Annotated in this window: 29 protein-coding genes; 18 read left to right on the top strand and 11 right to left on the bottom strand. The window is 64.5% G+C overall.

Annotated features, from left to right (window positions below):
• Positions 1-176 precede the first annotated feature (176 nt).
• The gene (locus tag VB672_RS16740; protein ID WP_329785338.1) at positions 177-563 is read left to right on the top strand and encodes a 6-carboxytetrahydropterin synthase; all 387 of its coding nucleotides are present in this window, start codon (positions 177-179) and stop codon (positions 561-563) included.
• A 69-nt stretch (positions 564-632) separates the two neighbouring features.
• Here the strand turns inward: VB672_RS16740 and VB672_RS16735 are convergent, their stop codons facing one another.
• Positions 633-1451, bottom strand: coding sequence for a MipA/OmpV family protein (locus tag VB672_RS16735; protein ID WP_329785337.1), 819 nt, complete (start codon positions 1449-1451; stop codon positions 633-635).
• A gap of 185 nt (positions 1452-1636) precedes the next feature.
• Here VB672_RS16735 and VB672_RS16730 point away from each other — a divergent pair, with 185 nt between their 5' ends.
• The gene (locus VB672_RS16730; RefSeq protein ID WP_329785336.1) at positions 1637-1840 is read left to right on the top strand and encodes a hypothetical protein; all 204 of its coding nucleotides are present in this window, start codon (positions 1637-1639) and stop codon (positions 1838-1840) included.
• 85 nt (positions 1841-1925) lie between these two features.
• Here VB672_RS16730 and VB672_RS16725 read toward each other — a convergent pair whose 3' ends face one another.
• Positions 1926-2474 (bottom strand): BON domain-containing protein, encoded by a 549-nt coding sequence (locus VB672_RS16725; RefSeq protein ID WP_329785335.1) that lies wholly within the window; start codon positions 2472-2474, stop codon positions 1926-1928.
• A gap of 81 nt (positions 2475-2555) precedes the next feature.
• On the opposite strand from VB672_RS16725, the gene VB672_RS16720 reads away from it, so the two are divergent.
• Together VB672_RS16720 and VB672_RS16715 are read left to right on the top strand one after the other, a co-directional pair.
• Entirely contained in the window at positions 2556-2837 is a 282-nt protein-coding gene (locus tag VB672_RS16720) for an HNH endonuclease (RefSeq protein ID WP_329785334.1), read from the top strand.
• Between the two features lie 76 nt (positions 2838-2913).
• Entirely contained in the window at positions 2914-3093 is a 180-nt protein-coding gene (locus tag VB672_RS16715; RefSeq protein ID WP_329785333.1) for a hypothetical protein, read from the top strand.
• 4 nt (positions 3094-3097) lie between these two features.
• Here VB672_RS16715 and VB672_RS16710 read toward each other — a convergent pair whose 3' ends face one another.
• On the bottom strand, positions 3098-4201 hold the full coding sequence (locus tag VB672_RS16710) for a patatin-like phospholipase family protein (RefSeq protein ID WP_329785332.1): 1104 nt from the start codon (positions 4199-4201) through the stop codon (positions 3098-3100).
• A gap of 133 nt (positions 4202-4334) precedes the next feature.
• Between VB672_RS16710 and VB672_RS16705 the strand changes: the two genes are divergently transcribed.
• Positions 4335-5015, top strand: coding sequence for a dienelactone hydrolase family protein (locus VB672_RS16705; protein WP_329785331.1), 681 nt, complete (start codon positions 4335-4337; stop codon positions 5013-5015).
• Positions 5016-5021: 6 nt separating this feature from the next.
• Here VB672_RS16705 and VB672_RS16700 read toward each other — a convergent pair whose 3' ends face one another.
• On the bottom strand, positions 5022-5723 hold the full coding sequence (locus VB672_RS16700; RefSeq protein WP_329785330.1) for a winged helix-turn-helix transcriptional regulator: 702 nt from the start codon (positions 5721-5723) through the stop codon (positions 5022-5024).
• A gap of 63 nt (positions 5724-5786) precedes the next feature.
• Between VB672_RS16700 and VB672_RS16695 the strand changes: the two genes are divergently transcribed.
• From VB672_RS16695 to VB672_RS16685, 3 genes are read left to right on the top strand one after another with little or no spacing between them, the layout of a single operon-like run.
• Positions 5787-6218, top strand: coding sequence for a VOC family protein (locus VB672_RS16695; protein WP_329785329.1), 432 nt, complete (start codon positions 5787-5789; stop codon positions 6216-6218).
• Positions 6219-6246: 28 nt separating this feature from the next.
• Positions 6247-6729, top strand: a complete 483-nt coding sequence (locus VB672_RS16690; protein ID WP_329785328.1) for an SRPBCC family protein — start codon at positions 6247-6249, stop codon at positions 6727-6729.
• Between the two features lie 22 nt (positions 6730-6751).
• Positions 6752-7180: a DoxX family protein gene (locus VB672_RS16685; RefSeq protein WP_329785327.1), complete on the top strand. Its 429-nt coding sequence runs from the start codon at positions 6752-6754 to the stop codon at positions 7178-7180.
• 45 nt (positions 7181-7225) lie between these two features.
• Here the strand turns inward: VB672_RS16685 and VB672_RS16680 are convergent, their stop codons facing one another.
• Positions 7226-8920, bottom strand: a complete 1695-nt coding sequence (locus VB672_RS16680; RefSeq protein ID WP_329785326.1) for a sensor domain-containing diguanylate cyclase — start codon at positions 8918-8920, stop codon at positions 7226-7228.
• 182 nt (positions 8921-9102) lie between these two features.
• On the opposite strand from VB672_RS16680, the gene VB672_RS16675 reads away from it, so the two are divergent.
• The 3 genes from VB672_RS16675 (at position 9103) to VB672_RS16665 (ending at position 11330) form a co-directional block, all read left to right on the top strand.
• Entirely contained in the window at positions 9103-9567 is a 465-nt protein-coding gene (locus VB672_RS16675; RefSeq protein ID WP_329785325.1) for a DUF4126 family protein, read from the top strand.
• Positions 9564-10943, top strand: a complete 1380-nt coding sequence (locus tag VB672_RS16670) for an FAD-containing oxidoreductase (protein WP_329785324.1) — start codon at positions 9564-9566, stop codon at positions 10941-10943. Before VB672_RS16675 ends, VB672_RS16670 begins: the two co-directional genes overlap by 4 nt.
• Positions 10944-11120: 177 nt before the next feature.
• Entirely contained in the window at positions 11121-11330 is a 210-nt protein-coding gene (locus VB672_RS16665; protein ID WP_329785323.1) for a hypothetical protein, read from the top strand.
• A 39-nt stretch (positions 11331-11369) separates the two neighbouring features.
• Here VB672_RS16665 and VB672_RS16660 read toward each other — a convergent pair whose 3' ends face one another.
• The gene (locus tag VB672_RS16660; protein ID WP_329785521.1) at positions 11370-12284 is read right to left on the bottom strand and encodes a LysR family transcriptional regulator; all 915 of its coding nucleotides are present in this window, start codon (positions 12282-12284) and stop codon (positions 11370-11372) included.
• Between the two features lie 104 nt (positions 12285-12388).
• Here VB672_RS16660 and VB672_RS16655 point away from each other — a divergent pair, with 104 nt between their 5' ends.
• Positions 12389-13558 carry a mandelate racemase/muconate lactonizing enzyme family protein gene (locus tag VB672_RS16655; RefSeq protein WP_329785520.1) on the top strand — a complete coding sequence of 390 codons (1170 nt, stop codon included), beginning with the start codon at positions 12389-12391 and terminating at the stop codon, positions 13556-13558.
• Between the two features lie 15 nt (positions 13559-13573).
• On the opposite strand, the gene VB672_RS16650 is transcribed toward VB672_RS16655, so the two are convergent.
• The gene (locus tag VB672_RS16650; protein WP_329785322.1) at positions 13574-14278 is read right to left on the bottom strand and encodes a GntR family transcriptional regulator; all 705 of its coding nucleotides are present in this window, start codon (positions 14276-14278) and stop codon (positions 13574-13576) included.
• 305 nt (positions 14279-14583) lie between these two features.
• Between VB672_RS16650 and VB672_RS16645 the strand changes: the two genes are divergently transcribed.
• From VB672_RS16645 to VB672_RS16635, 3 genes are all read left to right on the top strand, one after another.
• On the top strand, positions 14584-15561 hold the full coding sequence (locus VB672_RS16645) for a tripartite tricarboxylate transporter substrate-binding protein (RefSeq protein ID WP_329785321.1): 978 nt from the start codon (positions 14584-14586) through the stop codon (positions 15559-15561).
• Between the two features lie 79 nt (positions 15562-15640).
• Entirely contained in the window at positions 15641-16723 is a 1083-nt protein-coding gene (locus tag VB672_RS16640) for a tartrate dehydrogenase (RefSeq protein ID WP_329785320.1), read from the top strand.
• Between the two features lie 66 nt (positions 16724-16789).
• Positions 16790-17866 carry a tartrate dehydrogenase gene (locus VB672_RS16635; protein WP_329785319.1) on the top strand — a complete coding sequence of 359 codons (1077 nt, stop codon included), beginning with the start codon at positions 16790-16792 and terminating at the stop codon, positions 17864-17866.
• A 605-nt stretch (positions 17867-18471) separates the two neighbouring features.
• Here the strand turns inward: VB672_RS16635 and VB672_RS16630 are convergent.
• From VB672_RS16630 to VB672_RS16615, 4 genes are all read right to left on the bottom strand, one after another.
• Complete coding sequence (locus VB672_RS16630) at positions 18472-19104, bottom strand: class I SAM-dependent methyltransferase (RefSeq protein WP_329785318.1); 633 nt, start codon at positions 19102-19104, stop codon at positions 18472-18474.
• A gap of 138 nt (positions 19105-19242) precedes the next feature.
• Positions 19243-19614 carry an EF-hand domain-containing protein gene (locus VB672_RS16625; protein ID WP_329785317.1) on the bottom strand — a complete coding sequence of 124 codons (372 nt, stop codon included), beginning with the start codon at positions 19612-19614 and terminating at the stop codon, positions 19243-19245.
• A 91-nt stretch (positions 19615-19705) separates the two neighbouring features.
• Positions 19706-19984 carry a hypothetical protein gene (locus VB672_RS16620; RefSeq protein ID WP_329785316.1) on the bottom strand — a complete coding sequence of 93 codons (279 nt, stop codon included), beginning with the start codon at positions 19982-19984 and terminating at the stop codon, positions 19706-19708.
• Positions 19933-20679, bottom strand: a complete 747-nt coding sequence (locus VB672_RS16615; protein WP_329785315.1) for a DUF1194 domain-containing protein — start codon at positions 20677-20679, stop codon at positions 19933-19935. The genes VB672_RS16620 and VB672_RS16615 overlap by 52 nt, the downstream gene beginning before the upstream one ends.
• Before the next feature lie 404 nt (positions 20680-21083).
• On the opposite strand from VB672_RS16615, the gene VB672_RS16610 reads away from it, so the two are divergent.
• Genes VB672_RS16610 through VB672_RS16600 form a run of 3 tightly spaced genes read left to right on the top strand, consistent with a single transcriptional unit; the run spans position 21084 to position 24919 of the window.
• Complete coding sequence (locus VB672_RS16610) at positions 21084-21947, top strand: peptidylprolyl isomerase (protein ID WP_329785314.1); 864 nt, start codon at positions 21084-21086, stop codon at positions 21945-21947.
• Entirely contained in the window at positions 21944-22927 is a 984-nt protein-coding gene (locus VB672_RS16605) for a HupE/UreJ family protein (RefSeq protein ID WP_329785313.1), read from the top strand. The genes VB672_RS16610 and VB672_RS16605 overlap by 4 nt, the downstream gene beginning before the upstream one ends.
• A 36-nt stretch (positions 22928-22963) precedes the next feature.
• On the top strand, positions 22964-24919 hold the full coding sequence (locus tag VB672_RS16600; protein ID WP_329785312.1) for a DUF3604 domain-containing protein: 1956 nt from the start codon (positions 22964-22966) through the stop codon (positions 24917-24919).
• The last annotated feature ends 266 nt before the right edge of the window (positions 24920-25185 follow it).

The following is a 25185-nucleotide window of genomic DNA, read 5'->3' as shown; positions in this document are numbered from 1 at the left end:
TTCTTCAAACCCTTCTGATCGAGGTACGGCGCCTTCGTGCGATTTTGTCGAAGAAGCGAAATATGCTAGGCACATTTTCCATTGCGTGAACGCCGAGATGCGAAGCGGAGCGATTGTTCGGCACGCATCGGCTTCGATCAGCGATCAGCAAACAACCGGCGACGGGAGCAGGGTGAATGAAGACATATTGCGAGTTTACGTTCGAGGCCGCGCACTCGGTGGCTCCCTATTCCGGGCTGCACGGGCATACCTTCATCGTCAAGCTCACCTTCGGTGGAGCCGTTGACGAGGTCTATGGCTGGCCGGTCAATCTCTACGACGTCGAGAACTACATCAAGGAGATCAAGGGCGAGCACGGATCGGGCCTCGATCACGGTAATCTCGATCTCAATCCTGAGATCGGCATCGCCTCCCTGGAGAACGTCACCACGTATATCTGGCGGCTCGTGAAGGCCCGTTTTCCGAACCTCGAGGAGGTGGAGCTCAAGCGCGGAATGCCCGGCTCCGCGGAAGGCTGCATCTATCGCGGCGAGCCGGCGAGCAGCAGCAGCCTCGCGGCCTAGAACGTCGATCCTGAAAAACAAAAGAGCCGCCTCGCGGAGGCGGCTCTTTTCGTGTCCGATATCGGTTGGTTACGGCGTGAAGCCGAAGGAATAGGATACCGTCAGCCCGACGCCGACCTGGTGCTCCGAGCCGAATTGCTTGACGATCGGGCTGTCAGCCGCATCGCCCACCAGATGCTTGTAGGTGACGAAGGCGGTGGTCGACCATTGCTGCGACCAGTCGTAGCTGACCGCGCCCGTCGCACCCACGGACGTGATGCCGCCGGAAGGCCGGTACGGGGTCACCTGGCCGTTCAGCGCCGCCTCGACGGGCGTCACGCCGAAATAGGTGCGGGTGAATTCGCCGTCGCCCAAAGCAAGCCGGGGCCCGACCGAGACAGTGAACGCTCCGAACCGCTGAACCGCGTCGAGGCCGAAATCGGCCACGAATCCTTCATGACCACCGAAGCCGCGCCGGATCTCGGCGCGGGCCCGCAGGAACTCGAGCGGCCAATATTCCACGAAAACGCCGGGCTCCACCGCCCAGTCGATCTTCTCCAGGCCGAAGAGCTCCCGGTTGTCCTGCAGGTAACGTCCGCCCACGAAGCGGCCCACGACACCGAACCGGACCGCGGAATCCTCCAGGAACGAAAAGCTCAGGCCGTCATCGGGAGCGCTGAAGCGCTCGACCGTGCCGGCGCGGCGGAAGCTCAGGGACGGATAGCCGATAAAGCTGAACTCGTCCGAGCCCGGATAGGACGGTCCCACCCGCAGATTGCCCTTCACGGTGACGATCCAGCCCGAGGAGGCCTGAACGGGCTCCGGCGAGAAAAACAAATCGGCCGCCTGGGCCATGGTCGAACCCGCCACGAAGGCCGTCAGAAAGGCGAAGGATGGGGCTGCGCGCATGGCTTTTCCGATTCAAGATTCCACCCCGCCGTGGTGGCCTCAAACGGACGTAAGGTCAAGCCTCGGTTGCGCCTATGGTTTCGCCTTGGTGACGGTTTCGGAAGCGGATCAAGTTGCAGACGCGGGAGAACTTTCACGCACCTGGGCGGTTGAACACGAGACAGAATGTTGCAAGGGAGAGGTTCTTGTCCGTGACCAGTGCCAGCCGCCCGCAGCCGGACGAATTCTACCCCAAGCCGCCGCCGACCGAGCCGGTTCCCATCATGCCGGCTCCCCCTGAGACGCCTCTGCCGTCGACACCCCCAGGCGCGCCGTCGTCTCTGCCCGAACAGCCGCCGGAGCCCGACAAGCCTGTCATCCATCCGATGCTGCCGCCCGAGGTTCCCTGAGAGCGGCGACACAGGATCGAGGGAAGACTGGCGACAGCGACCGTCAAGACGGATGGACCTCACACCACGGGAGCCTTGAGCCGTTTCAGGCGCCGTCGACGCGAAGATTGTTCTGGACGTGCGCGACGCCCGAGGCCAGCTCCGCCAGATCTTCGGCCCGGCGCCTGACGCCGCGGCTGGATACCGTGCCGGCGAGAGTGACCTCACCGTCCTTCACCGACACTTCGATATTCGAGGCATCGATGAACGGGTCTTCCGTGAGGCGCTCGCACACATCCTCATGAATGCGCTCGTCGGACCGCTTGTATCCCTTGGGACCGCGTCCGCTATGAGCACCGAAGGAGCGCCCGTCCTCTCGGCCGGAGCGAACGTCCGGATCGTTCGGGTCCCGTGACCCGAAGGCGCCCAGGCCCGAACGATGACGGCTGTAGCCGGGATCGAACCCCTCGTCGTCCGCAGGCCCGCCCCGTCCGTCGTCGACCACGCCGCCGGCAAACTCGTTGGCGTCGCTGCCGTAGCCGCCCGGGTATTCCCGGCCCTCGCCTCGGAAGCCGACGGCGCCGCGCGGAGGCACATCGCCGTAGCCGTTGTCGTCATCGAATGGGTTCCGATTCCTGCGGCGGGTGTCTACCATTATGTCTGCTCCTTCGATTGCAGGAGCAACCACCCCGCTTCCCCTCCGGTTCCACACGAAAGGAGCGCAGATTCGATCGCCATGAAGGCAGCCCAGCGCACTAGGCTTTTCAACGATATCTTTGCCCGCGACGGAGGGCATTGCGTCTACTGCGGCATCCCGGCGCGGCGACCGGGCCGTGGCGTGAAACGGGCGCCCGATCTCGCGACCCTCGACCATGTGCTGCCCAGGTCCTTCGGTGGTCCTCTCGACCGGGACAACATCGTGCTGGCCTGCTCCGCCTGCAACAACGAGCGCGGCACCATGGATGCACGGGAGTTCGGAGACTTGAAGGCTCGTCAGAAAAAGACCATGGGCCTTTGATGCCGCATGGGGTTGGAACAGGGCCGTCCGTCCGACGTTCGACAGCAGGAAACGCCACGGCGAAAGGACGGGTGCGATGAATATCGAGGATCAAGTGCGCGAGGCCATCGTCGCCGAGCTGAAGCGTCAATCGGAGGCGGGACAGCAGGGGCTTCGGGTCAAGTCCGGCGAAGCCGAAATGATCACCATCGAGGGCCGCGTCAATCTCGACGAGCTGACCATGGCGGTGGTGGGGTCACTGGCCGGAGGGCCATGATCCCTCAGGCGCTCGCGGCCGCTGCTCCACGTTCCGCCGAGATCGCTTCCTGCCGGTGACCCAAGGCCAGATAGCGGAAGCGATGCGAGCTTCCGGGCGCATCGTTCAGAAGTGCCAGACTCTGTTCCATGTCGCGCTTGCCGGCCGCCCAGCGATCGCGGATGGAAGAGGGCGAATAGTCGAAGGTCTTGCCGGCGCGCTCGTCGCTGCCCGCATAATAGGCCAGGTGGAGGAGTGTTGCCTTGGGGCCCTCCGGCTCCCACCGGTCGCGCAGGGCATATTCGCGCTCGAGGGCCTTCAAAGTCCGCCGCGTGGCGCTGGCGAAGATCAGATCGTTCGCGCGCTCCGCAGTTGAGCCGAGCGAGGCCGGGCGTACCGCTTGCAGGCTGAACAACTCGACGGCGATGCAGGTGAAGTCCTGGTTCATCGGCTCGGCGAACGGCACGTCGAGAGGCAGATTGTTGGTGTAGCCGGGGTCACACAGCAACCGGCCGCCGATCTCGACGGGTGGAAAGACCGGCGTGATCGCGGCGCTGGCCAGGAAATGCTCGGGCCCGAGCGTGTCGCGCGTCGTGTCGAACAGCACCTCGTCACCCGATTCGAGGTCGACGCAGCCGATGGTGAGCCTGATATCGCCCCGGTTCAGCCTGTCGAAGTCCACAAGCCGCTCCAATGTCTGTCGCAGAGGCGTGTGGTCGTAGAGAGCGACGTCATCGGGCATCCAGGGCAGCATGGAGAGCATTCCCGGGAAGCGATGCCCGAACAGGCCCGGCCGCCCGAACAGGAGCGCCGTGATCGTGTGAAGCTCGTTGTAGGTGTGCCGGACTTTCGTGCCGCGTCCCAGAAGCCCCGGTGAACGAATCATCGCCTCGTCCCAGAAAGCCTTGAGCCGGGGCAGCCGGTCCTCGGGCGCATTCCCGGCGATGATCGCGGCCGTGACCGCTCCGATGGATCCGCCGACGATCCGTTGCGGTTCGATCGCCTGATGCAGCAGGGTTTCGTAAGCGCCGGCCAAGTAAGAGCCGAGTGCGTTGCCGCCGCCGAGCACCAGCACGAGCGAATGCTCCTTGTCTGGTAATGCTCGACCGAGTTTCGACGAAGAGGTCATCGTGAATGCCTTGGCCCGTCAGCAGACGTTGCCGGGTTTGAAAGAGCGCTCGTATGGGATCATAGGAGAGGCCGGGAAACGTCCGCCTCCGGCAAGGGTTCCGAAATCGGCAGGCAAATACAGGGAGAAGGTCTTGGCAAAGCAGGATATTTCGATTCGGACGGAAGACGGAACCGCCAGGGCCGGGCTGTTCCGCCCGAGTCATCCCACCACGGCCGGCGTCATCCTCTACATGGATGCCTTCGGTCCACGCCCTGCCCTCGATGCTATGGCCGAGCGGCTCGCGGATGAAGGCTATGCGGTTCTCGTTCCCGATCTCTTCTACAGGTTCGGCGATTACGGCCCCTTCGATGCCAGGACGGCCTTTTCGGAAGAGCCCACCCGCACCGCATTGAGGAGCATGATCGACGGCACCAGCCAGGACATGACCTGTCGCGATACGGCGACGTTCCTCGACGCGCTCACCCAGGCAGGCGCCACGGGGCGGATCGGCGCAGTCGGCTATTGCATGGGCGGCAGCCGCGCCATCCGTGCGGCTGCGGCCTATCCCGACCGTATTGCCGCCGCCGCGAGCTTCCATGGCGGACGCCTTGCGAGCGATGCGCCCGACAGCCCGCATCGTCACGTGTCCTCGATCAAGGGACGCGTCTATGTGGGCAGCGCCGGCGTCGACGGCAGCTTCCCGCCCGAACAATCGGCCCTGCTGGCGGAGGCTTTGCGCCGGGCCGAGACCGACCACAGCGTTTATGACGAGCGCGGAGCCGAGCGGCATTGGAAGCGCCTGCTGACCTTCTTCGAAGAGACGCTGCGCTGACATCCTTCAGGCAGGCCCGGACACCTTCGACGGCAGCGGGAACAGGCTCACGAAGCGCTGGGCGAGGGCACGATCGCCCTCGATCCGTAACGCGCCGGCCTGTTCCAATGTCTCCAGAGGCTGCCCGCCATAGATCGCACCGGCCAGGACCGACGGAGTTCCTGCCAGGATCACGTCGGCCTCGTCGAGGGGAGCGCGGTCAATCCTGATCCGTCCACCGGCAAGCCGGGCGAGGAAGGTCTCCTCCCCGATGCGAAATCCGACTCGGGCGTCCATGCCCTTCGCCCGCTCCGCATCGAACATCGTCCTCATGGACAGCACCAGGGAAGCCGTGCTGAACGGGAGGGTCGGGTCGTGCGAGGGCGAGCGTGCCGCCCAGCGCCCCAACGCCTGAAAGATAGGCTCACTTTCGTATCCCCAATCCGTCAGCTCATAGACCTGCACCGACGCGGGCGGGGGCAGCTTGCGCCGCACCAGAATGCCGGCGCTCTCCAATCCCTCCAGGCGCTGGGTGAGAACATTGGCGCTGATGCCCGGCAGGCTCTCCCGCAGGTCGCTGAAGCGCTTCGGTCCCAGCATGAGCTCGCGCATCACGAGAAGGGCCCAGCGCTCGCCGACGAGGTCAAGGGCATGGGCGGTCGCGCAGGCGTCCTCATAATGGCGCTTGGGCCGGCTCTGTGGATCGTGAGTTATTTTTTCTAACTTCATAGTTGCTATTTATAACTTTCCGTGGAATCAATGTCAAATCACAAGCCGAGAGGGAGAAACCCAATGCCCAAGCTGATCTTCGTGAACCTGCCCGTCGCCGATCTGCCGAAGTCCATCGCCTTCTATGAGGCCCTGGGTGCCGTGAAGAACGAGCAGTTCACCGACCATACCGCCGCCTGCATGGTCTTCTCCGAGACCATCCATGCGATGCTCCTGACCCACGACAAGTTCCGCGAATTCACGCCGAAAAAGATCGCCAATGCCAAGGAAACCTCGGAGGTTCTGATCTGCCTCTCCGCCGACAGCCGCGACAAGGTCGACGCGACCCTTGCCAAGGCCATGGCCGCCGGCGGCAGGGGCGATCCTGGCCCGAAGCAGGATTTCGGCTTCATGTATGGCCGCAGCTTCGAGGATCTCGACGGTCACATCTGGGAAGTGATGTGGATGGACATTGCAGCAGCCACGGAAGCCATGAGCAACAGCACTCCGGCGTGAGCTCACGCCAGTGGAAGGAGGACATGAGATGACTGACCAACAGGCTACCAAGCACGAACTTGTCGTCACGCGCCTGATCGATGCGTCGCCCGAGACGGTCTACAAGGTTTGGACCGAGCGTACCGGCGAATGGTGGGCGCCGCGCCCCTACACCACACCGGAGGTCGATTTCGACCTCCGGCCCGGGGGACGCTGCCGGGCCCTGATGCGCGCGCCCGACGGCACCGACATGCCCGACGAGGATGGCGTGTTTCTCGAGGTCGTGCCGAACCGCAAGATCGTCTTCACCAATGCCTTCGCGCCCGGATGGATTCCGCAGAATCCCTTCATGGTGGTGATCGTCACCTTCGACCCCGAAGGTTCAGGGACGCGCTATACCGCCCGGGTGCTCCATTGGAACGAAGAGACGCTCAGACAGCACGAGCAGATGGGTTTCTATGAGGGCTGGGGCGCCGTGGCGGGCCAACTGGCTGAACTCGCCGAAAGCAAGCCTGTAGCCACTGCAGCATAAGACGCCGAGAGGGAGCGAACGAATGACCACGACGTCCTACACAGCGGCACCGAACGCCAACAGCAGAACCGGCGCAAGCGTCTGGACCGGGCGGGCCTTGAGCGGCCTCGTCGTCCTCTTCCTCCTGTTCGACGGCGCGATCAAGCTGGTGCCGCTTCAGGTGGTGATCGACACGGCGGTCCCGCTCGGCTGGCCGGCCGATCCCGCTCTCTGGCGCACGCTCGGCCTCGTGCTCATCGCGTCCGCCTTGCTTTATGCCTACCCCCGCACGTCGATCCTGGGAGCCATCCTGATCACCGCCTATCTTGGCGGGGCTATCGCCACCCATGTGCGCATCGGCAGCCCGCCGTTCAGCCACACGCTGTTCGGCGTCTATCTCGGAATCGCGCTGTGGGCCGGCCTCTGGCTGCGCGATCCGCGGGTGCGAGCGCTCCTGCCGCTCGCCCGCTGACATCTCACTCGAGCATCTTCTCTCGGCTGCATGACGCGCCGCCGCTCACGCGACGGCCGTGGCAAGCTGGATCTGCAACCCGTCGACCACGACGCGGTTTCGTCCGGCCGCCTTGGCCTTGTAGAGAGCCCCGTCCGCCCGCTCGATGACATCCTGAATATCCCGATCCTCGAGGCGGGCCATGGCGCCACCGACGCTGATGGTGACGGACAGGTTCTGGTCCTGATGCTTGATCGAAAGAGCCTCGATCGCACGGCGCAGATTCTGGGCTACCGTGATGATTCCATTCGCATCGACCGCGTGCATGAGAACAATGAACTCCTCGCCGCCGAAACGGGCGATGATGTCGGAGGAGCGCAGGGCCTTCGTCAAAACGGTTCCGACGGCCTGGATCACGGCATCGCCGGCGGCATGTCCGTAGGTGTCGTTGACCCTCTTGAAGAGATCGATGTCGAGGAGCAGGACGGCCAGGGAACGTTCAGAGCGTCGGGAGAGAGTGAAAGCGTCGTCGGCCAGGAGGCTGAAGCCACGACGGTTGAGGAGCCCGGACAGGGCGTCCGTCTCGGCCAGCTGGCGAAGCGCGGTCACGTCCTTCTCACGCTGCGAGGCAACCTCGATCACCTGCTGCTCCGCCGCACCGGCTCGTCGGAGAAGCGAGCGGAGTGCTGCCGAGAGCCTGATGATCTCCAAGGATCCTGTCACGCGGGGGACCTGGGAGATTGTTGGATCGCGGCCAATCTTGTCCGCAGCCTGAATGATCGCCTGCAAGGGACGGGCAACGCCCCGCGCGATGAAAAGCGCGCAGATCAGGCCGGCCAATGCGATCACGCATCCCAAACCGATGATCGTCCAGACGATCCCCTTGGTGGCAGCAAACGCGATGCTGTCAGGCTGGCGGGAGATCACGATCCAGTTGAGTCCAGGGTAATCTTTGTAGCCGTCGGCGACGGCATAGCCGGTCAGCATGGGTTCAGGGCCAGACGGATCCTCAAAGGCGCCCGTCCTGGCTTGGCGCATCGCGCGGATCTGCTCGTCCGTGAACGGCCTGCTGCCGATCGATGGGCCAAGGAGCATCGTTCCGTCGCCGGAGAGAATCCAGATCGATTTGCCATTCGACCGAGCCTGGCTGCGGAGAATGGTCTGGCGCCGCTCCTCCGCCCAGGTCCAGCTTAGGTGAGCGCCGATCACACCGACCACGCGGCCGCTCTCGTCACGAACCGGCGCCGCGACGTCGACGAAGCGGAAGGGCTCATTGTTCGGCCCGGGACCGAGAAGAGCGGCAAGGAGCTTGGCTTCGTGCACATCGCCGACAGCGGGGCCCTTGAGGCCATCCTGGAACCATGGACGTGCCTGAACGGACTGGCCCTCGAGCATGCCCTGCGTCGCGGCCCGGACCGTTCCCTCGGGCGTGACATAGCCGATCCAGGCATAGTCAGGATACGAGGTCCGCAACTGCTCGAGCACTTGGCGAATCACCGTCGGATCGCCCCTCCAGATGTCCTTCAGGGGCGGCATGGCGGCGAGATTGCGGATTTCCCGGTAGCGTTCGAACATGCCGCGATCCAGGGTGCTCGTCGTGAGCGCCGCATCATGGGCTTCGTTGCTCATGACGATCTGCCGGACACGGCTCTGAGCGATATAGGCCGCTCCCGCAGCAAGGACACACACGAGCGCCAGGCACAGCACGCCGACCAGCAGGGTGACCTGCTGCCGGAGCGACCAATGCCGCATTGCTACCATGGGTGCCGTCCGTTGAGAGATGAGGGATCCTAAAGCCGAGCCTTATACCCGCATGTGCATCTTCGCGGCATCTTTCATGATGGATGGTTAAATTTGCTTTGCCGGCGCCTCGATGCTCGCCCGCATAGGATTGAAAAGACACCGTCCCTATGCAAGCTTGAGCACGTACCCGGGGGAAAGCGATGGTCGTTTATGTGTTGGCGCTCCTGATCGGAGTGATCGCCGGCTTGCGTGCGATGACAGCTCCCGCGGCCATCAGCTGGGCGGCCTACCTTGGCCTCATCAATCTCGAGGGCACCTGGCTCGCGTTTTTGGGCTATCGCTTCACGCCCTGGATCATGACGGTCCTCGCCCTCGGTGAACTGATCGGCGACAAGCTGCCGACCACGCCCAGTCGCAAGACCCTGCTTCCCTTCGCAACCCGGATCATCGTCGGCGGCCTGTGCGGCGGCGCGATTGCCGCCCAGGGCGGATCCTTCCTGGGCGGGCTCGTGGCCGGAGCCGTGGGCGGGATCATCGGCACGCTTGGAGGAGCGGAAGGCCGGGCGCGCCTCGCGGCCGCCTTCGGCAAGGATCGTCCCGCCGCCCTGATCGAGGACGCCATTGCGCTCCTCGGAGCGGCGCTGATCGTAGGAGCGGTACCATGACCCAATCGTTCGATGCCATCGTGGTCGGCGCCGGACAGGCCGGGCCGTCGCTCGCCGGGCGGCTAGCCGCGGCGGGCATGAAGGTCGCCATCATCGAGCGCAAGCTTTTCGGCGGAACCTGCGTCAACACCGGATGCATGCCGACGAAAACCCTGGTGGCGAGCGCCTATGCGGCGCATCTCGCCCGCAGGGGGGCGGATTACGGCGTGTCCATCGCAAGCCCCATCGCCATCGACATGAAGCGCGTCAGGGCTCGCGCCGACACGGTCTCGGCCAATGCGCGCACGAATGTCGAGACCTGGCTCCGAGGCATGGACGGCCTGACCGTCCTTGAAGGGCATGCCCGTTTCGAGGGACCGGACACGATCCGTGTCGGCGAAGAGACGCTGACGGCGCCGCGCATCTTTCTCAATGTGGGCGGCCGCGCGAGCATCCCCGACATGCCGGGCGTCGATACGGTTTCCTATCTGACCAACACGTCGATCCTGCAGCTCGATACGCTTCCCCGGCACCTCGTCGTGGTGGGCGGCAGCTATATCGGGCTTGAGTTCGCGCAGATGTACCGCCGTTTCGGCGCGCAGGTGACCGTCGTCGAGAAAGGACCGCGCCTGATCGCCCGCGAGGACGAGGATGTATCCGAGGCCATTCGCGACATCCTGACCGGCGAAGGGATCACCATCCGCACCAACGCCACCTGCATCGGCTTCAAGCCGCATGCGGACGGCGTGGCGGTCGATGTCGACTGCACCTCCGGCGAACCGGTCGTGGTCGGTTCGCACGTGCTGCTCGCCGTCGGACGCCGCCCCAACACGGACGACCTCGGCCTCGACAGGGCCGGCGTTGCGGTCGACGCAAGGGGCATGATCGTCGTCGACGATCATCTCGCGACGAACGTGCCCGGCATCTGGGCGCTGGGGGACTGCAACGGCCGCGGCGCCTTCACCCACACCGCCTACAACGATTACGAGATCGTCGCCGCCAATCTGCTCGACGGCGGGTCGCGGCGGGTGAGCGACCGGCTTTTGGGTTATGCGCTCTATATCGATCCGCCGCTCGGTCGTGTCGGCATGACGGAAACGGAGGCGCGCAAGACCGGTCGCAAGCTTCTCGTTTCCAAGCGTCCGATGACGCGGGTCGGGCGCGCGATCGAGAAGGACGAAACCAAAGGCTTCATGAAGATCGTCGCCGATGCCGATACGAAGAAGATCCTCGGCGCGGCCATTCTCGGGACCGGCGGCGACGAGGCGATCCACGGCGTCCTCGACATGATGAATGCCGGCGTCGACTACCCGGCCCTGCAATGGGCGGTCCCGATCCATCCGACCGTCGCGGAGTTGATCCCGACGGTTTTGGGAGACCTGAAGCCCGCCGTGTGAGCCCAGCCGGGACTCCATCATCTGACGCGCACGAACGGATTCCGTGTCCGCACGATTTAGCCGGCTGCATTACGGAACTGTAATTCTCCCGCAATGCAACGGGTAAACGGCCACGCCTACCTTGATCCCTGCAAGCGCACCTTTCGTTGCTGTGTCGGCTCAACCGGAGGATCATCCATGACGTTGAACCAGGAGATCAAAGGGCAGGGAGGAGCGACGCTGTCGCCCTTGGATCTGAAGCAGATCAGAGAGGCCGTCAGCGAGGTGCGAGCGGCAAGTCCGGGGAGCGTCCTGGCCGACCTGGTCGAAAGGAAGATCCAGGCGCTTGAGGATGCCGATCCGAACCGGCTGTTTGACGCAATGCAGGAATGGCGGATCTTCAGTTAGGAGTCGACCCTTCAGGAGCATGGCCGGTTCCACCATCACCTAATCGGTTTCGTCCCTCTGTTCGAGAATGCGCTCCCACAAGGCGTCCGCGGCATGGTTGCGGCAATCAGGCGACCTGAACAGACGGATCTCGACCGCGATGTCGAAGCTGTCCGGCCCAGCCCGCACGAGCCGCTTGCGCGTCAAATCCTCCTCGGCCAAGCCGAGGGGCAGCCAAGCGATGCCGTGTCCCTCGCGAGCCATGGTCATCAGCGTGGCGGCCAGGTGCGAGGTGAAGACGCTCTCCAGCCTGACCGCTTCGGTGCTTCTGATCGGGTGAGCTGCGAGGATGCGGCCAAGCCCGGATGCGGAGCTGTAGGCGAGCAATCGCGCCGGCGTGTTGGGTATACCGGGAAGGGGCCAGAGGGGCCGGCCGTCCGGATCCGGCGCGCAGACCGGAACCAGCAGATCCTTGCCCGCACAGATGCTCTCGAAGCGGCTGTCGTCGAAGCGCGTCGGCACATCGGCGTGGGAGTGGCAGAGCAGGAAATGCACTTCGCCCCCGAGCATGATCTGCTCGCAGGCTTCCATGCTGTCCGAGATCAGGTTGAGCGTGCCGAGCGTCTCGACGCCCATGTGCCGGCGGATCCATGCGGGGAAGAAGGTGAAGGACAGGGCGTGCGTCGCGGCAATCGACAGCGATCCCGTCTCTCGCTCGCCCACGGAGTGGGTTTCGCGGCGGGCGCGATGCAGATTGCGCATCAGGTCCTCCGCCAGGGGCCGGAAATGATGCCCCGCCCGCGTCAGGCTGGCGCCCTGAGCGCCCCGCACGAAGAGCGGCGTTCCGGCCCAGTCCTCGAGAGCGCGAATCCGCCGGCTGAAGGCCGGCTGCGAGACGTTGCGGGCCTCCGCAGCGCGGGAAAAGTTCTTCTGCTCCGCCAGAACCAGGAAATCCTCGAGCCAGGTCAGGTCCATCTCGATGCCGATCATGCATAACGCGAACCGATCTTGGCATTGGCCCGTCGGCGGTGTCCAGGCGTATGAAGACATCCGCCCCGCATCATCCCAACGCGAGAAGATTGTCCATGCGCATCATCGATGTCCGCGAAATTACCCAGCCGATCGCCTCGCCGATCCGCAATGCCTATATCGACTTCTCGAAGATGACGACGAGCCTCGTCGCCGTCGTGACCGACGTGGTGCGCGACGGTCGCCGCGTCGTCGGCTACGGGTTCAACTCGAATGGCCGCTACGGACAGGGCGGCCTCATCCGCGAGCGCTTCCGCGACAGGATTCTCGAGGCCGCCCCTGAGAGCCTGTTGGATGACATCGGCGGCAACCTCGATCCGCACAAGATCTGGGCCACGATGATGAAGAACGAGAAGCCGGGCGGCCATGGCGAGCGCTCGGTGGCGGTCGGCACCCTCGACATGGCGATCTGGGATGCCACGGCCAAGATCGCCGGCAAGCCGCTCTTCCGCTTGCTGGCGGATCGCCAGGGTCGTGAGGCCAACCCGAGGGTCTTCGTCTATGCCGCCGGCGGCTACTATTACCCGGGCAAGGACGACGGCGCCCTGCGGGCCGAGATGCGCAGCTACCTCGACCGCGGCTACAATGTCGTGAAGATGAAGATCGGCGGCGCTTCCATCGCCGAGGATCAGCGTCGGATCGAAGCGGTGCTCACCGAGATCGGATCCCAGGCGCAGCTGGCCGTTGACGCGAACGGACGTTTCGATCTTGAGACGGCGATCGCCTATGCCAAGATGCTGCGCCATTACCCGCTGTTCTGGTACGAGGAGGCCGGGGATCCCCTCGACTACGCGCTCCAGGCCGCGCTCTCCGAATTCTATCCCGGCCCGATGGCGACCGGCGAGAACCTGTTCTCGCACCAAGATGCGCGCAATCTCCTGCGCTACGGCGGCATGCGGCCGGACCGCGACTGGCTGCAGTTCGATTGTGCGTTGGCCTATGGGCTGGTGGAGTACCTGCGCACCCTCGACGTGCTCGCGCAGTTCGGCTGGTCGCCGTCCCGTTGCATCCCGCATGGCGGGCACCAGATGTCCCTCAACATCGCGGCGGGGCTCGGGCTGGGCGGCAACGAGAGCTATCCGGACCTGTTCCAGCCCTATGGCGGCTTCCCGGACAGCGTGCGGGTGGAGAACGGCCACATCGTCATGCCGGAGCTTCCCGGCATCGGGTTCGAGGGCAAGTCGGACCTGATCAAGGTCATGCGCGAGCTTGCGGAGTAAGCGCCGTCGGGCGCCTTACAGGTGCTTGATGCCGAAGCTCTCGATGAGCGGAAGAAGCTCGTCGCGGGCATCGATGCGATGCTGGCGAGCGTGCTGGTGAGCCTCCGCCACCCGTCCTTTCCGGATCGCCTCGGCAATGGTTCTGTGGGCTGCGACCGATCCGGCCGGCTTCGGGCGGAGCTTGAGCGTGAGCATGCGCGCCCGGTGCGCTTGATCGGTGATCGTCTGGGCGATCCTGCGGATGCGGCTGTTGCCGCATCGCTCGACAAGGATGCGATGGAACTGATCGTCGGCGATGGCCCAAGCGTGAAGATCGTCTTTGCGAAGAGCCTGCTCCATGCGTGCGGTCGCTTCCTCGAGCTCGTCGGCGATCCCACGCCGGTTCTCGTAAGGCATGGCGGCCAGCAGCTCCGCAGCCCGCGCCTCGATGGCGATGATGACGTCGTAGATCTCCCGAATATCCTCCGGAGCGAGCGGGCAAACCTGCACGCCGCGCTTGGAGAGCACGCGGACGAGCCCGTCCTCCTGAAGGCGGATGATGGCTTCGTGCACCGGGGTTCGGCTCATGCCGAGCCGGAGGGCGATCTCCTGCTCCGACCCCTGATAACCGGGCGGGAAGACGTTGTCGCGGATCGCGTCCTTCAAGGCCCGGTAGGCATCCTCCACCAGCGACGGCTTTCGCGCAGTCTCTGCCCCGCGCACCTGCAGCTTGTCCACCATAGCGCCCTCCCACTCCACCATGCCTGCCGCGCAGCTTCCATGCAAGGATAAATGGATGGTTGACAATCGGCAGAATAACAGCCAGCTTTCTTCCATGCCAACTTCCATGGAAGCTTCCGGGCAAGAGAAGCAGCCAATCGGACGCTCACCAGAAGCGGGGCATCCAGGGGCGAATGCGCAGGGCCCTCACGGTGCAAGCACCGAAAGGCCAAGCCTCGCTTGAAGGCGGGAGGCGTGATGGCCTTCGACAAGAACTCTCAGGGCAAGAACTCTCAGGGCAAGAACTCTCAGGGAAGGAAACGTCTATGAAGAAAGCTCTCGTCACCCTGGCCGCGGCCCTCAGCTTCGTCGCCGCAAGCGCACAGGCCCAGGGGACCTATCCGACACGGCCCATCACTCTGGTGGTCCCCTTCGCCGCCGGCGGGACGACCGACGTGGTGGCGCGCCTCATGGCCGATCACATGAGCCGCACGCTCGGGCAGCAGTTCGTGGTCGAAAACGTCACGGGAGCAGGCGGGACCGTCGGCGTCACCCGCGTGTCCAAGGCCGAGCCGGACGGCTACACGATCCTGATGGGCAACCTCGGAACGCAGGCGGCCAGCGTCGGGCTATACCCTAAACTGGCCTACGATCCGCGCACCGACTTCGAGCCGATCATGAACTCGGCCGCAACACCGATGCTCGTGGTTGCGAAGAAGGACCTGCCGGTCAAAGACTTCAAGGCGTTCATCGCTTACCTGAAAGCCAATGCTCCCAAGATGAACTACGGTTCGGGCGGCGTGGGTTCCACTTCGCACCTGACCTGCCTGTTCCTGGAATCCCTGTTGGGCGTGAAGCCCCAGCATGTGCCCTTCCGCGGCTCGGGTCCTGCCCTGAACGCGCTCCTGGGCGGTCAGGTCGATTATGTCTGCGATCAGACCGTCGCCATCGTGCCGACGGTTCAGGCGAAGCAGGCCAACGGTCTGGTCGTCGCGGTCCCGAACCGGCTCCCGGTCATCCCCGATGTGCCGACCTCGGCCGAGCAGGGGCTGCCGCAGTTCCAGGCAACCGGTTGGAACGCGCTCTTCGCCCCGAAGGGAACGTCCAAGGAAATCGTCACGAAGCTGAATGCCGCCGCCAAGGCAGCTCTCAAGGATGAGACCACGCGCAAGCGCCTCCTCGACCTCGGCGCCGAACTCCCGGACGAAGCGGGCCAGACGCCCGAGGCGCTCGGCAGGCTCGTGAGCTCCGAGATTGACAAATGGGTCCCGGTCATCAAGGCCTCGGGCGTTACGGGACAGTAGCAACCGAAGGCGGATGCGGGCGAACCCAAAAGTTCGCGTCCGTGTTCGGAGCATTCATGGCTGAGGAGCAGGGTCTTACATGGCATCGGATCAAAAGAAGCGTTATCGGCTGGCGGTCATTCCCGGCGACGGCATCGGCAAGGAAACGACGCCCGAAGGCGTGCGGGTTCTGGAGGCGGCGGCGAAAAAATTCGGCTTCGACCTGCAGCTCGATCATTTCGACTTCTCCTCCTACGACTACTACGCCAAGCACGGTCGCATGCTGCCGGAGGACTGGAAGGAGCAGATCGGCTCGCACGACGCGATTTTCTTCGGAGCCGTCGGCTGGCCGGAGAAAATCCCGGATCATGTCTCCCTGTGGGGATCCTTGCTGCAGTTCCGGCGCGAGTTCGACCAATACATCAACCTGCGGCCGGTGCGCCTGATGCCCGGCGTGCCGACGCCGCTCGCCAACCGCAAGCCCGGCGACATCGACTTCTGGGTCGTTCGCGAGAACACCGAGGGCGAGTACTCATCCATCGGCGGCAAGATGTTCCCCGGCACGGACCGCGAGGTCGTCATCCAGGAAACCGTGATGACGCGCATCGGCGTCGACCGGGTGCTGCAATTCGCCTTCGACCTAGCCCAGAAGCGGCCCAAGAAGCATCTGACCTCGGCCACGAAGTCGAACGGCATCTCGATCACGATGCCCTATTGGGACGAGCGCGTGGAGGAGATGGCCAAGCGTTACCCGGACGTCCGTTGGGACAAGTACCACATCGACATCCTCACGGCCCATTTCGTGCTGCATCCCGACTGGTTCGACGTGGTCGTCGCCTCGAACCTTTTCGGCGATATCCTGTCCGATCTCGGACCGGCCTGCACGGGCACCATCGGTATTGCGCCCTCGGGCAACATCAATCCCGGTAGCAATTTTCCTTCGCTGTTCGAGCCGGTTCATGGTTCGGCGCCCGACATTGCCGGGCAGGGGATTGCCAATCCCATCGGACAGATCTGGGCTGGCGCCATGATGCTGGAGCATCTGGGTGAAGGGGACGCGGCTGCCGCCATCGTCCAGGCGATCGAGGATGTGCTGAGTGAGCGGACCCTGCGCACCCGCGACCTCGGCGGGAACGCAGGAACCGAGACCACGGGCAAGGCCGTGGCCGACGCTCTCGGCTAGGTCAGTTACGGCCAATATCGATCATCGGCCGCCACGTGTCGGCGGCCGACAACACCAGGTATCATCATGAACAGCTACAAGATCGCTGCGATTCCCGGCGATGGAATCGGCAAGGAAGTGATCGCGGCCGGCGTCGAGGTTCTTCAGGCCCTGGCAGCCCGCGACGGCGGCTTCACGCTCGACTTCGAAGCCTTCGACTGGGGCTCTGACTACTACAAGAAGCACGGCATCATGATGCCCGAGAACGGTCGCGAGACGCTGAAAGGATTCGACGCGATCTATTTCGGCGCGGTCGGCGCGCCGGACGTTCCCGATCACGTCACGCTGTGGGGTCTGCGCCTCGCGATCTGCCAGCCCTTCGATCAATACGCGAACGTGCGCCCCACGCGCATCCTGCCTGGGATCGAAGGACCACTGCGCAACGTGGCGGCGAAGGATCTCGACTGGGTGATCGTGCGCGAGAACTCGGAAGGCGAATACGCCGGCCAGGGCGGGCGCTCGCACCGGGGATTGCCGGAAGAGGTGGCGACGGAGGTGTCGATCTTCACCCGGGCCGGCGTCACCCGGATCATGCGCTTTGCCTTTGCGGTGGCACGCTCGCGTCCGCGAAAGCTGCTGACCGTCGTGACCAAGTCGAACGCTCAGCGCCACGGCATGGTGATGTGGGACGAGATCGCCGCCGAGGTGGCGCAGGAATTCCCGGACGTGACCTGGGACAAGATGCTGGTCGATGCCATGACCATGCGCATGACCCTCAAACCCCAGAGCCTCGACACGATCGTGGCGACGAACCTGCATGCCGACATCCTGTCGGATCTCGCGGCCGCGCTGGCAGGATCGCTCGGCATTGCGCCGACAGCGAACTTCAACCCGGAGCGGAAGTTCCCGTCGATGTTCGAGCCGATCCACGGTTCGGCCTTCGACATCACGGGCAAGGGCATCGCCAATCCGGTCGGCACGTTCTGGACGGCCACGATGATGCTGGAGCATCTTGGCGAGAAGCCGGCCGCCGAGCGTCTCATGCGGGCCATCGAACGGGTGACGGCCGATCCATCCTTGCATACGCCGGACCTCGGTGGCTCGGCCACGACCCGTCAGGTCACGGATGCCGTCATCGCGGCCATTCACGGCGATAACGCGTGAGCAATTCGGCATCGTGAGCCGAGCGCGCGGAGACTGATCGAGGCTGCGCTCACGGCAGTGAGACTGGCCCTGTTCCAAAGCCTCAAAAAAATGGTCTGCTCTGGATGACGTCCCGTCCCACCATGTCGACGTGATCACCGCCAGCGTCACCGAACAAAGCGCGATGAGCATCACGACTGCATTCGCGGCGTGTGAGTACTCCCACTGCCGGCGCAACTCGCTCCAGTTGTCCGGCATGTCCGTCCAGTTGGCGGTCGCTTGGTTGGCTGGGAACGTCCACATGAAGACGACGACGAAGCAGAGGGCGGCAGCCACGGCATAGTAGACAGCCGGACGTTGCCGGCGCAGCCCGATCGCCAGGACGGCATTCATGATAAGTGCGGCCAAATCGATGACGCCGAATAGGGCCCAACCGGCATAGATACCTTGGACAGTCAGATAGGCGTCCCGTGGCAGATCGAACTTGTTCGGCAGCTCGAACAGGTGCGCTCCGGCCGGGATCAGAGCGAGGGCGGTCAACACGACTGCGAGAAACTGAAGCACACGCAAGCCCATGCCGCGTCCCCATGTTCCAGGGGCACTCTGCCGAAGCTGGCCCGGGCTGTTCAAGCCGACTTCGACCAACGCCGGCGGAACCGGGTGAACACGAACCGCTGGCGGCCGCCGGAGGGCGTCTGGTGGTCCTCTTCGAATGCCTCAAGCAGATCGAATTCAGGACCGAGAAGGGCTCCGATGACATGCTGGTCGGCCCGCAGCACAGGCAGGCCGCTGCAGCGCTCGAGCCCGTTCGGGGCAAAGCCTGCGATCAGGGCGAAGCCTCCCGGTTGCAGCGCCCGGCGGAGCGCGTCCGCATAGGCGGCCCGGTCCTGCGGCTCGGTCAGGAAGTGCAGGACCGCCCGGTCGTGCCAAAGGTCGATGGTGAGGTCGGGGTGCCATTTCGCCAGATCGGCCACGATGAAGCGGACCGCTCGCCCACTGTCGCCAAGGCGGGCCTTGGTCTGCGCCAGGGCGGCGGCCGAGATGTCGAGCACGGCGATGGTGCTGAACCCTTCGGCAAGAAGGGCATCCGGCAGGTGCGAGGCTCCTGCCCCAACGTCGAGGATGCTTGCGTTCTTGGGAAGACCGCAGGCGCGGATCAGGCGCAGGGAGGTTCCCGGTGTCGCCTGGTACCAGCTTACCGCCTCTTCGGCCTTGGTCGTGAAGATGGTGTTCCAGTGCTCCTGCCGCGCGTCAGGCATCGTGGCCTCCAGGTCCGGTTGGAGAGGATGCAGACGTTGAACATCCGTGAGGCTTTTCCTCACAGATAAGGAACGCCTGATCTGCGGCGGGGGATGAAGATCAATCCCGCCGCCCGAGCCGCGATGCGTTGACGTGGGCTACTCCCGCATGAAGGCCTGGATCTCTTCGGGCATGGCCTTGCCGTCCTTGTTGGCGTCGACCCTATCGAAGATCCGCTTGTGAATAGCGGTCACCTCGTCGAAGGAGAGCCCGCCGTCGCCGTTCGCATCGGCAATGGCGAAGAAGATCTTCATCGGCGCGGGTCCGGCCATGCCCATCATGCGGTGACCCATCATCCCCTCGCCCGTCGTTCCCTGACCCATCATGCCGGACGGTGGCATCGCCTGCGTGAGCATCGTCTCGGGATGGTGCGGATCGGCTGCGGCGGTTTGCGCGGAAGCTGTTGCCGTCATGCCGCCCGCGAACAGGGCGGCCAGGGCGGCTGCGCGGATGAGTATGGTCAAGGTCATCGGTTCCTCCTTGCCGTTGTCAGATGCGATCTGAACACCAGTCATCGCATCGTCGGGAAGACAGATTGTCCCACCGTGGCGGCGGTTTTTGCTAGGCCGGCAGCAGGTCGATCATCCGCATGATCGCGACCATGGTGCCGGTGTTCTCGCTGTACTCGGGCATGCCCTTCGCGCATGACCACACATCGCCCTTCCTGTAGACGGTGTCGCCCGAGCCCGTGTTGGCGGTGGGCTCGCCCTCCAGCATGTGGCAGACCATGTCGTTGGGCATGGTTGAGCCGCTGGTGTCTGCACCCGGCTGGTAGATGTTGCCCCGCATCAAAACCGTCGTGTAGTTCGGGATCGCCGTCTCGCGCTTCGTATGGTCCACGCGACGGGCGCCCAGGACGATTTTCTGACCTTCAGGCGCGCTGGAACTTTGCGCGGCGCCTCGCCCTGTCGGACCAGTGTGGACGCAACCGCAAGGCCGAGCAGTGCGCGGTCCAGGTCACCGAACTCCCAGGCGCTCACCATCCCCGGGATCTGGATTGGCAGCCCATTGATCGTGATGCCCTCGGCCACGGCATGATCGCGCATGAATCCGACCTTGGGACCATCGTTGTTCGGGCCGTCACCCGAAATATCGATCACCCGCCGCGTCGGCCTGTCCGCGAGATCCGCGAAAAGCCTCATGCTGAAGCCGATCACGCCGGAGATCGAGGTCATACCTGCCTGCTGGATCGGCTGGCGCTTGAGCTCGGACGCGAAGGTCCGCGCCGCGTCCGGACCATCGATCACGGTCCACGGCACGAGAACGGTCTGCTCATCGGCTCCTGACCATTCGACATAAGCGACGGCGATGCGGCCGAGGGCTCCCCGCGCGATGGCCTTATGGACCGCCGGGGATCGAAACGCCTCGATGAAGCCCAAGCGCTGGAGCGACTGCTCGGCTGGCGCCATCGAGGACGACACATCCACGGCGAGCACGAGGGCAAGGTCGAATGTGGTCTCGGATGCGGCGGCAGCGCCACCCCACAGGAAGGCCAGGGATAGACTCAGGCACGCACCGTGATGTCGTCGCGGCATGATGGCCTCCCAGCGGGATGCTCCTTGGAGCTGTCATGTCATGGACTTGGGGCCAATGAATGTCGGCCACGGTTCAACTCACGAGATCACCTGCCCTTCGCGAACGTCCGGTATTCGCGGTTGAACCGACATTCGGGTTACTTCCGGCATGTGCCATGACGAGATCTTCGCGTTGCTACCGCTTGCCTATGGTCGGCCCTGGCAGTGGCGGCGTCCCCACGTGCCAACGGAAACCTCGGCGACAGGTAAGCACGTGAGGACGGTTTCGATGTGATCGCCCCGGGCACGCAGCCCCGTCAGGACAAGAACCCTGACGACTATCCGAAATTGCCAAGCCGGCGCACCAAACGGACAAGCAAAAGCCTACAATAGGGTCACAGTAGGGGTAGCCGGGAGTGTGATCCATGAGGCTGCTGAAGGAACCGCTCCTGCACTTCGTCGTGCTGGGCGGATTGATGTTCGCGGCCTATTCCGCCTTCGGGCCCACTCACCAGGAAGCCGGGTCGCAGCCTGTCATCCGCATGACCGCCGCCGATGCCGAATGGCTTAAGGGAATGTGGACGCGCCAGTGGCGCCGCCCGCCGACTGATGAGGAACTCACGGGTCTCGTCAATGATCATCTGAAGGAAGAAGTGCTGGCCCACGAGGCCAAGGCGCTGGAACTCGACATTGACGACACCATCGTCCGCCGCCGACTGGCGCAGAAGATGGCGTTCCTTATTGACGACACGATCCGCACCGCAGAACCGCCCGACGTCGAGCTGCGCGGCCTCTACGAGACGCAGCCAGATCTCGTCCGCACGCCAGCACGAGTGTCCTTCACGCAGGTCTTCTTCCGACGCGGCAATGGGGACGGCCGCGCCCGGGCGACCCTCGCGGCCCTGTCCGACGATGTTATAGCCTCGGGACAGGGAGATCGCCTACTGCTGGGTGACACGTTCTCGGACCAGGACGAGCCGGCACTCGGCAACCTGTTCGGTACTGCCTTCGCGCAGGCCGTCCTGGCTCTTCCGGCCGGACGCTGGTCGGGCCCTATCGAGTCCGGGTATGGGCTGCATCTGGTGAAGGTCACGGCAGTGTCGCCGCCTCAGGTGCGGCCGTTTGCGGAGGTCCGCGAACACTTGGCGGAGGAATGGCGCCGCCAGAGGCAGCAGGCGGCTCAGTCGCAGCTTCTCCATGGCCTGATGCGGAAGTACCATGTTGTGGTCGATCCCTCCGTGCGCCCGTGGCTTGGCCCCCTCGCGAGCCAAGTGAAGGTCCGGCCATGAGGTGGCTCCCGATTCTGGTTGCCCTGGCAGCACTGCTGGCGCCGCTCCCGGGCCGAGCGCACGAGGTCAGGCCTGCCTATCTCGATGTGCGCGAGGACCGACCCGGCGAGTTCAGTGTGCTGTGGAAGACGCCGATGCTCGGCGAGATGCGCCTGGCGCTGGAGCCCGTCTTCTCCGGCCCGGTGGAGGCGCTAACCCCCGTCGCGACGCAGAGGACGGGCGACGCTGCTGTGCAGACCTGGCGCCTGCGGGCCGAGAGCCTGCGCGGGGAAACCCTGCGCATCGCCGGCCTGGAGACCACCCTCACGGACGCGCTCGTCCGCATCGCCTTTCTGGACGGCAGCACGTGGGTCGAGCGCCTCACACCGCGGCAGCCCGGGTCTCTCATTCCCGCCCGGCCAAACGCCTGGAGCGTGGCCGGCACCTACCTGACGCTCGGGATCGAACACATTCTGACGGGCATCGACCATCTGCTGTTCGTGCTGGCCCTGCTGCTGCTGACGAAAGGGACGTGGCGGCTGATGAAGACGGTGACGGCGTTCACAGTCGCGCACAGCATCACGCTCGGGCTGGCGACGCTGGGCACCGTCCATGTGCCCTCCAGACCTGTCGAGGCGGTGATCGCGCTCAGCATCGTGTTCGTGGCGGCCGAGATCGTGCAGGCCCAACGGGGCCGTGCGGGTCTCGCGGCGCAGATGCCGTGGATCGTCGCCTTCATCTTCGGCCTGCTGCACGGGTTCGGCTTCGCCGGGGCGCTGAGCGAGGTCGGCCTGCCGGAAGGCTACATCCCGGTGGCGCTCCTGTTCTTCAATCTCGGCGTCGAGGCGGGCCAATTGCTGTTCGTCGCCGCCGTGCTCGCTGTCGTGGCGGGCGCCCACCGCATTTCGATGGCTTGGCCGCGCTGGACAGGGTTGGTGCCACCCTATGCCACCGGAAGTCTGGCGATGTTCTGGGTGATCCAACGCGTGGCCGTCTTCTGACCTGAAGCCGTTCCGCCGAACCGAGGGAGACGACACATGAAGAGAACGTCATCGCAACGGACGCTGCTCGCAGGCCTGCTCGCGGTGGCGGGTGCGCTACCGGCGACGGGTCAGGACGCAGTCACCACAGACTCGGGAACGTCTACGAAGCAGCAACTCGAAAAGTTATTTCCCACGAAGCCTGCGTACTCCCCCTATGCGGGGCGCAATTTTCCGTCTCGCCCTTTCTTCGGCGACACGCACCTGCACACGTCGTTCTCGATGGACGCCGGCGCGGCCGGTGCGCGCCTCACTCCCCGCGATGCCCTTCGGTTCGCGCAAGGCGAGGAGGTCACGGCGTCGAGCGGGCAGCCCGTCAAACTGTCACGCCCGCTCGATTTCCTGGTCGTCGCCGACCACTCCGATGGCTTCGGCTTCTTCCCAATGGTCCTGAGCGGCGACCCGACGATCATGGCCGATCCGCAGGGACGGAAGTGGAACGAGATGATCCTTGCCGGGCAAGGTGCGGACGTCGCCATGGACATCATCGGCAACTTCAGCAAGGGAACGATCTCGAAGGCCATCTTCCCCGTGCCGGGCACACCGACGTACCGAGGCGCCTGGCAGGAGAACATCGCCGCGGCGGAAGCCTACAACGATCCGGGACGCTTCACCGCCTTCATCGGTTTCGAGTGGACCTCGAACACCGGCGGCAACAACCTCCATCGCAACGTCATCTTTCGGGACAATGCCGATAAGGCTGGCCAAGTCGAACCGTTCACGACGATGAAGCCGCTCGGCAGCGACAACCCGCGCGACCTGTGGAAGTGGATGGCCGCCTACGAGGAGAAGACGGGCGGAAGGATGCTGGCCATCGCCCACAACGGCAATCTGAGCAATGGCACGATGTTTCCGATCATCGAGTCCTTCACCGGCAGGCCAGTGGATCGCGAGTATGCCGAGACCCGCGCACGCTGGGAGCGGCTTTACGAGGTGACCCAGATGAAAGGCACGGGCGAGGCCCATCCGCTGCTGTCACCCACCGACGAGTTTGCCAATTTCGAGATCTGGGACAAAGGCAATCTCGACCTGAGCGTCGCGAAGACGCCCGAGATGCTGGAGTTCGAGTACGCCCGCTCGGCGCTGAAGAACGGCCTCAAGCTGGAACAGGAGCTTGGCACGAACCCCTACAAGTTCGGGATGGTCGGCAGCACCGACTCGCATACGGGACTTTCGACCGCCGAAGAGGAGAACTTCTTTGGCAAGATCAGCGCGGGCGAGCCTGGTCCGGAACGCCTGGCGGCAACCTTCATGGCCAATCCTGTGACCGGCAAGTCGATCAAGGACTGGGAGGTTTCCTCGGCAGGATATGCTGCGGTGTGGGCCACCGAGAACACCCGGGCTTCGCTCTGGGACGCCATGCAGCGCCGGGAGACCTACGCCACGACCGGCCCGAGGATGCTCGTACGGTTCTTCGGCGGGTGGGACTTCGTCGCGCAGGACGCCAACAGCCGTCTTCCCGCACAGACCGGCTACACCAAGGGCGTGCCGATGGGCGGCGACCTGCGTACGGCGCCGCAGGGTAAGTCGCCTACCTTCCTGGTGGCAGCGCTGAAGGATCCGATTGGGGCGAACCTCGACCGCTACCAGATCGTCAAGGGCTGGCTCACCAGGGACGGCAAGCTCGAAGAGAAGGTTTATGACGTTGCCTGGGCCGGTGCCGAGCGGCGCAGGCCCGGCGGGGATGGCAAGCTGCCTCCGGTCGGCGACACCGTCGACGTGCCAAACGCCACCTGGACCAACACCACCGGCGCGCCCGAACTGGCCACGGTCTGGACAGACCCGGATTTCGATCCGAGTCAACCAGCCTTCTATTACGGCCGGGTGATCGAGATCCCGACGCCGCGCTGGACTGCCTATGACGCGAAGCGCTTCGGAACCAAGCCGTTGCCCGGCACCGCCATGACCATCACGGAGCGCGCCTACACCTCGCCGATCTGGTACACACCATGATGATCGCTCCTGGAACGTTCCGCGGCTGCAATCGTGCCCCTTCACGGCGTTAAGGGAGCAAGTCGCCTTCAACGCGCTGCCTTGGCGGAAGGACTGCTTAGGGTCGAGTATGTGCGAGAATTCGAACAGGGGAATAGAGCTGCCGAGTCTTCGCGAGGCCTCCGCCGAGAGCACTGCTCTAATGCGACGCTCGCCGAGCTTCGTTGGCGCTGATAACCCGCCCTAGCATTTCTTGGAGAGATGCGCGTTCTTGCTCCGAGAGGGTG

Origin of the sequence: Microvirga sp. CF3016, from assembly GCF_036314085.1 — a bacterium.
Classification (GTDB): domain Bacteria; phylum Pseudomonadota; class Alphaproteobacteria; order Rhizobiales; family Beijerinckiaceae; genus Microvirga.
The sequence above is the reverse complement of the archived record's forward strand: the minus strand, read 5'-3'. Positions and strand labels throughout refer to the sequence as shown.

Excerpts from the sequence above, each read along its gene's own strand:
- VB672_RS16680 (WP_329785326.1), bottom strand. The coding sequence starts at position 8,920 with ATGGTAGCAATGCGGCATTGGTCGCTCCGGCAGCAGGTCACCCTGCTG.
- VB672_RS16600 (WP_329785312.1), top strand. The coding sequence starts at position 22,964 with ATGAAGAGAACGTCATCGCAACGGACGCTGCTCGCAGGCCTGCTCGCG.
- VB672_RS16615 (WP_329785315.1), bottom strand. The coding sequence starts at position 20,679 with ATGCCGCGACGACATCACGGTGCGTGCCTGAGTCTATCCCTGGCCTTC.
- VB672_RS16710 (WP_329785332.1), bottom strand. The coding sequence starts at position 4,201 with ATGACCTCTTCGTCGAAACTCGGTCGAGCATTACCAGACAAGGAGCAT.
- VB672_RS16700 (WP_329785330.1), bottom strand. The coding sequence starts at position 5,723 with ATGAAGTTAGAAAAAATAACTCACGATCCACAGAGCCGGCCCAAGCGC.
- VB672_RS16670 (WP_329785324.1), top strand. The coding sequence starts at position 9,564 with ATGACCCAATCGTTCGATGCCATCGTGGTCGGCGCCGGACAGGCCGGG.
- VB672_RS16630 (WP_329785318.1), bottom strand. The coding sequence starts at position 19,104 with ATGCCTGACGCGCGGCAGGAGCACTGGAACACCATCTTCACGACCAAG.
- VB672_RS16625 (WP_329785317.1), bottom strand. The coding sequence starts at position 19,614 with ATGACCTTGACCATACTCATCCGCGCAGCCGCCCTGGCCGCCCTGTTC.
- VB672_RS16635 (WP_329785319.1), top strand. The coding sequence starts at position 16,790 with ATGAACAGCTACAAGATCGCTGCGATTCCCGGCGATGGAATCGGCAAG.
- VB672_RS16735 (WP_329785337.1), bottom strand. The coding sequence starts at position 1,451 with ATGCGCGCAGCCCCATCCTTCGCCTTTCTGACGGCCTTCGTGGCGGGT.
- VB672_RS16675 (WP_329785325.1), top strand. The coding sequence starts at position 9,103 with ATGGTCGTTTATGTGTTGGCGCTCCTGATCGGAGTGATCGCCGGCTTG.
- VB672_RS16665 (WP_329785323.1), top strand. The coding sequence starts at position 11,121 with ATGACGTTGAACCAGGAGATCAAAGGGCAGGGAGGAGCGACGCTGTCG.
- VB672_RS16650 (WP_329785322.1), bottom strand. The coding sequence starts at position 14,278 with ATGGTGGACAAGCTGCAGGTGCGCGGGGCAGAGACTGCGCGAAAGCCG.
- VB672_RS16610 (WP_329785314.1), top strand. The coding sequence starts at position 21,084 with ATGAGGCTGCTGAAGGAACCGCTCCTGCACTTCGTCGTGCTGGGCGGA.
- VB672_RS16725 (WP_329785335.1), bottom strand. The coding sequence starts at position 2,474 with ATGGTAGACACCCGCCGCAGGAATCGGAACCCATTCGATGACGACAAC.
- VB672_RS16690 (WP_329785328.1), top strand. The coding sequence starts at position 6,247 with ATGACTGACCAACAGGCTACCAAGCACGAACTTGTCGTCACGCGCCTG.
- VB672_RS16640 (WP_329785320.1), top strand. The coding sequence starts at position 15,641 with ATGGCATCGGATCAAAAGAAGCGTTATCGGCTGGCGGTCATTCCCGGC.
- VB672_RS16605 (WP_329785313.1), top strand. The coding sequence starts at position 21,944 with ATGAGGTGGCTCCCGATTCTGGTTGCCCTGGCAGCACTGCTGGCGCCG.
- VB672_RS16720 (WP_329785334.1), top strand. The coding sequence starts at position 2,556 with ATGAAGGCAGCCCAGCGCACTAGGCTTTTCAACGATATCTTTGCCCGC.
- VB672_RS16740 (WP_329785338.1), top strand. The coding sequence starts at position 177 with ATGAAGACATATTGCGAGTTTACGTTCGAGGCCGCGCACTCGGTGGCT.
- VB672_RS16715 (WP_329785333.1), top strand. The coding sequence starts at position 2,914 with ATGAATATCGAGGATCAAGTGCGCGAGGCCATCGTCGCCGAGCTGAAG.
- VB672_RS16685 (WP_329785327.1), top strand. The coding sequence starts at position 6,752 with ATGACCACGACGTCCTACACAGCGGCACCGAACGCCAACAGCAGAACC.
- VB672_RS16695 (WP_329785329.1), top strand. The coding sequence starts at position 5,787 with ATGCCCAAGCTGATCTTCGTGAACCTGCCCGTCGCCGATCTGCCGAAG.
- VB672_RS16645 (WP_329785321.1), top strand. The coding sequence starts at position 14,584 with ATGAAGAAAGCTCTCGTCACCCTGGCCGCGGCCCTCAGCTTCGTCGCC.
- VB672_RS16660 (WP_329785521.1), bottom strand. The coding sequence starts at position 12,284 with ATGGACCTGACCTGGCTCGAGGATTTCCTGGTTCTGGCGGAGCAGAAG.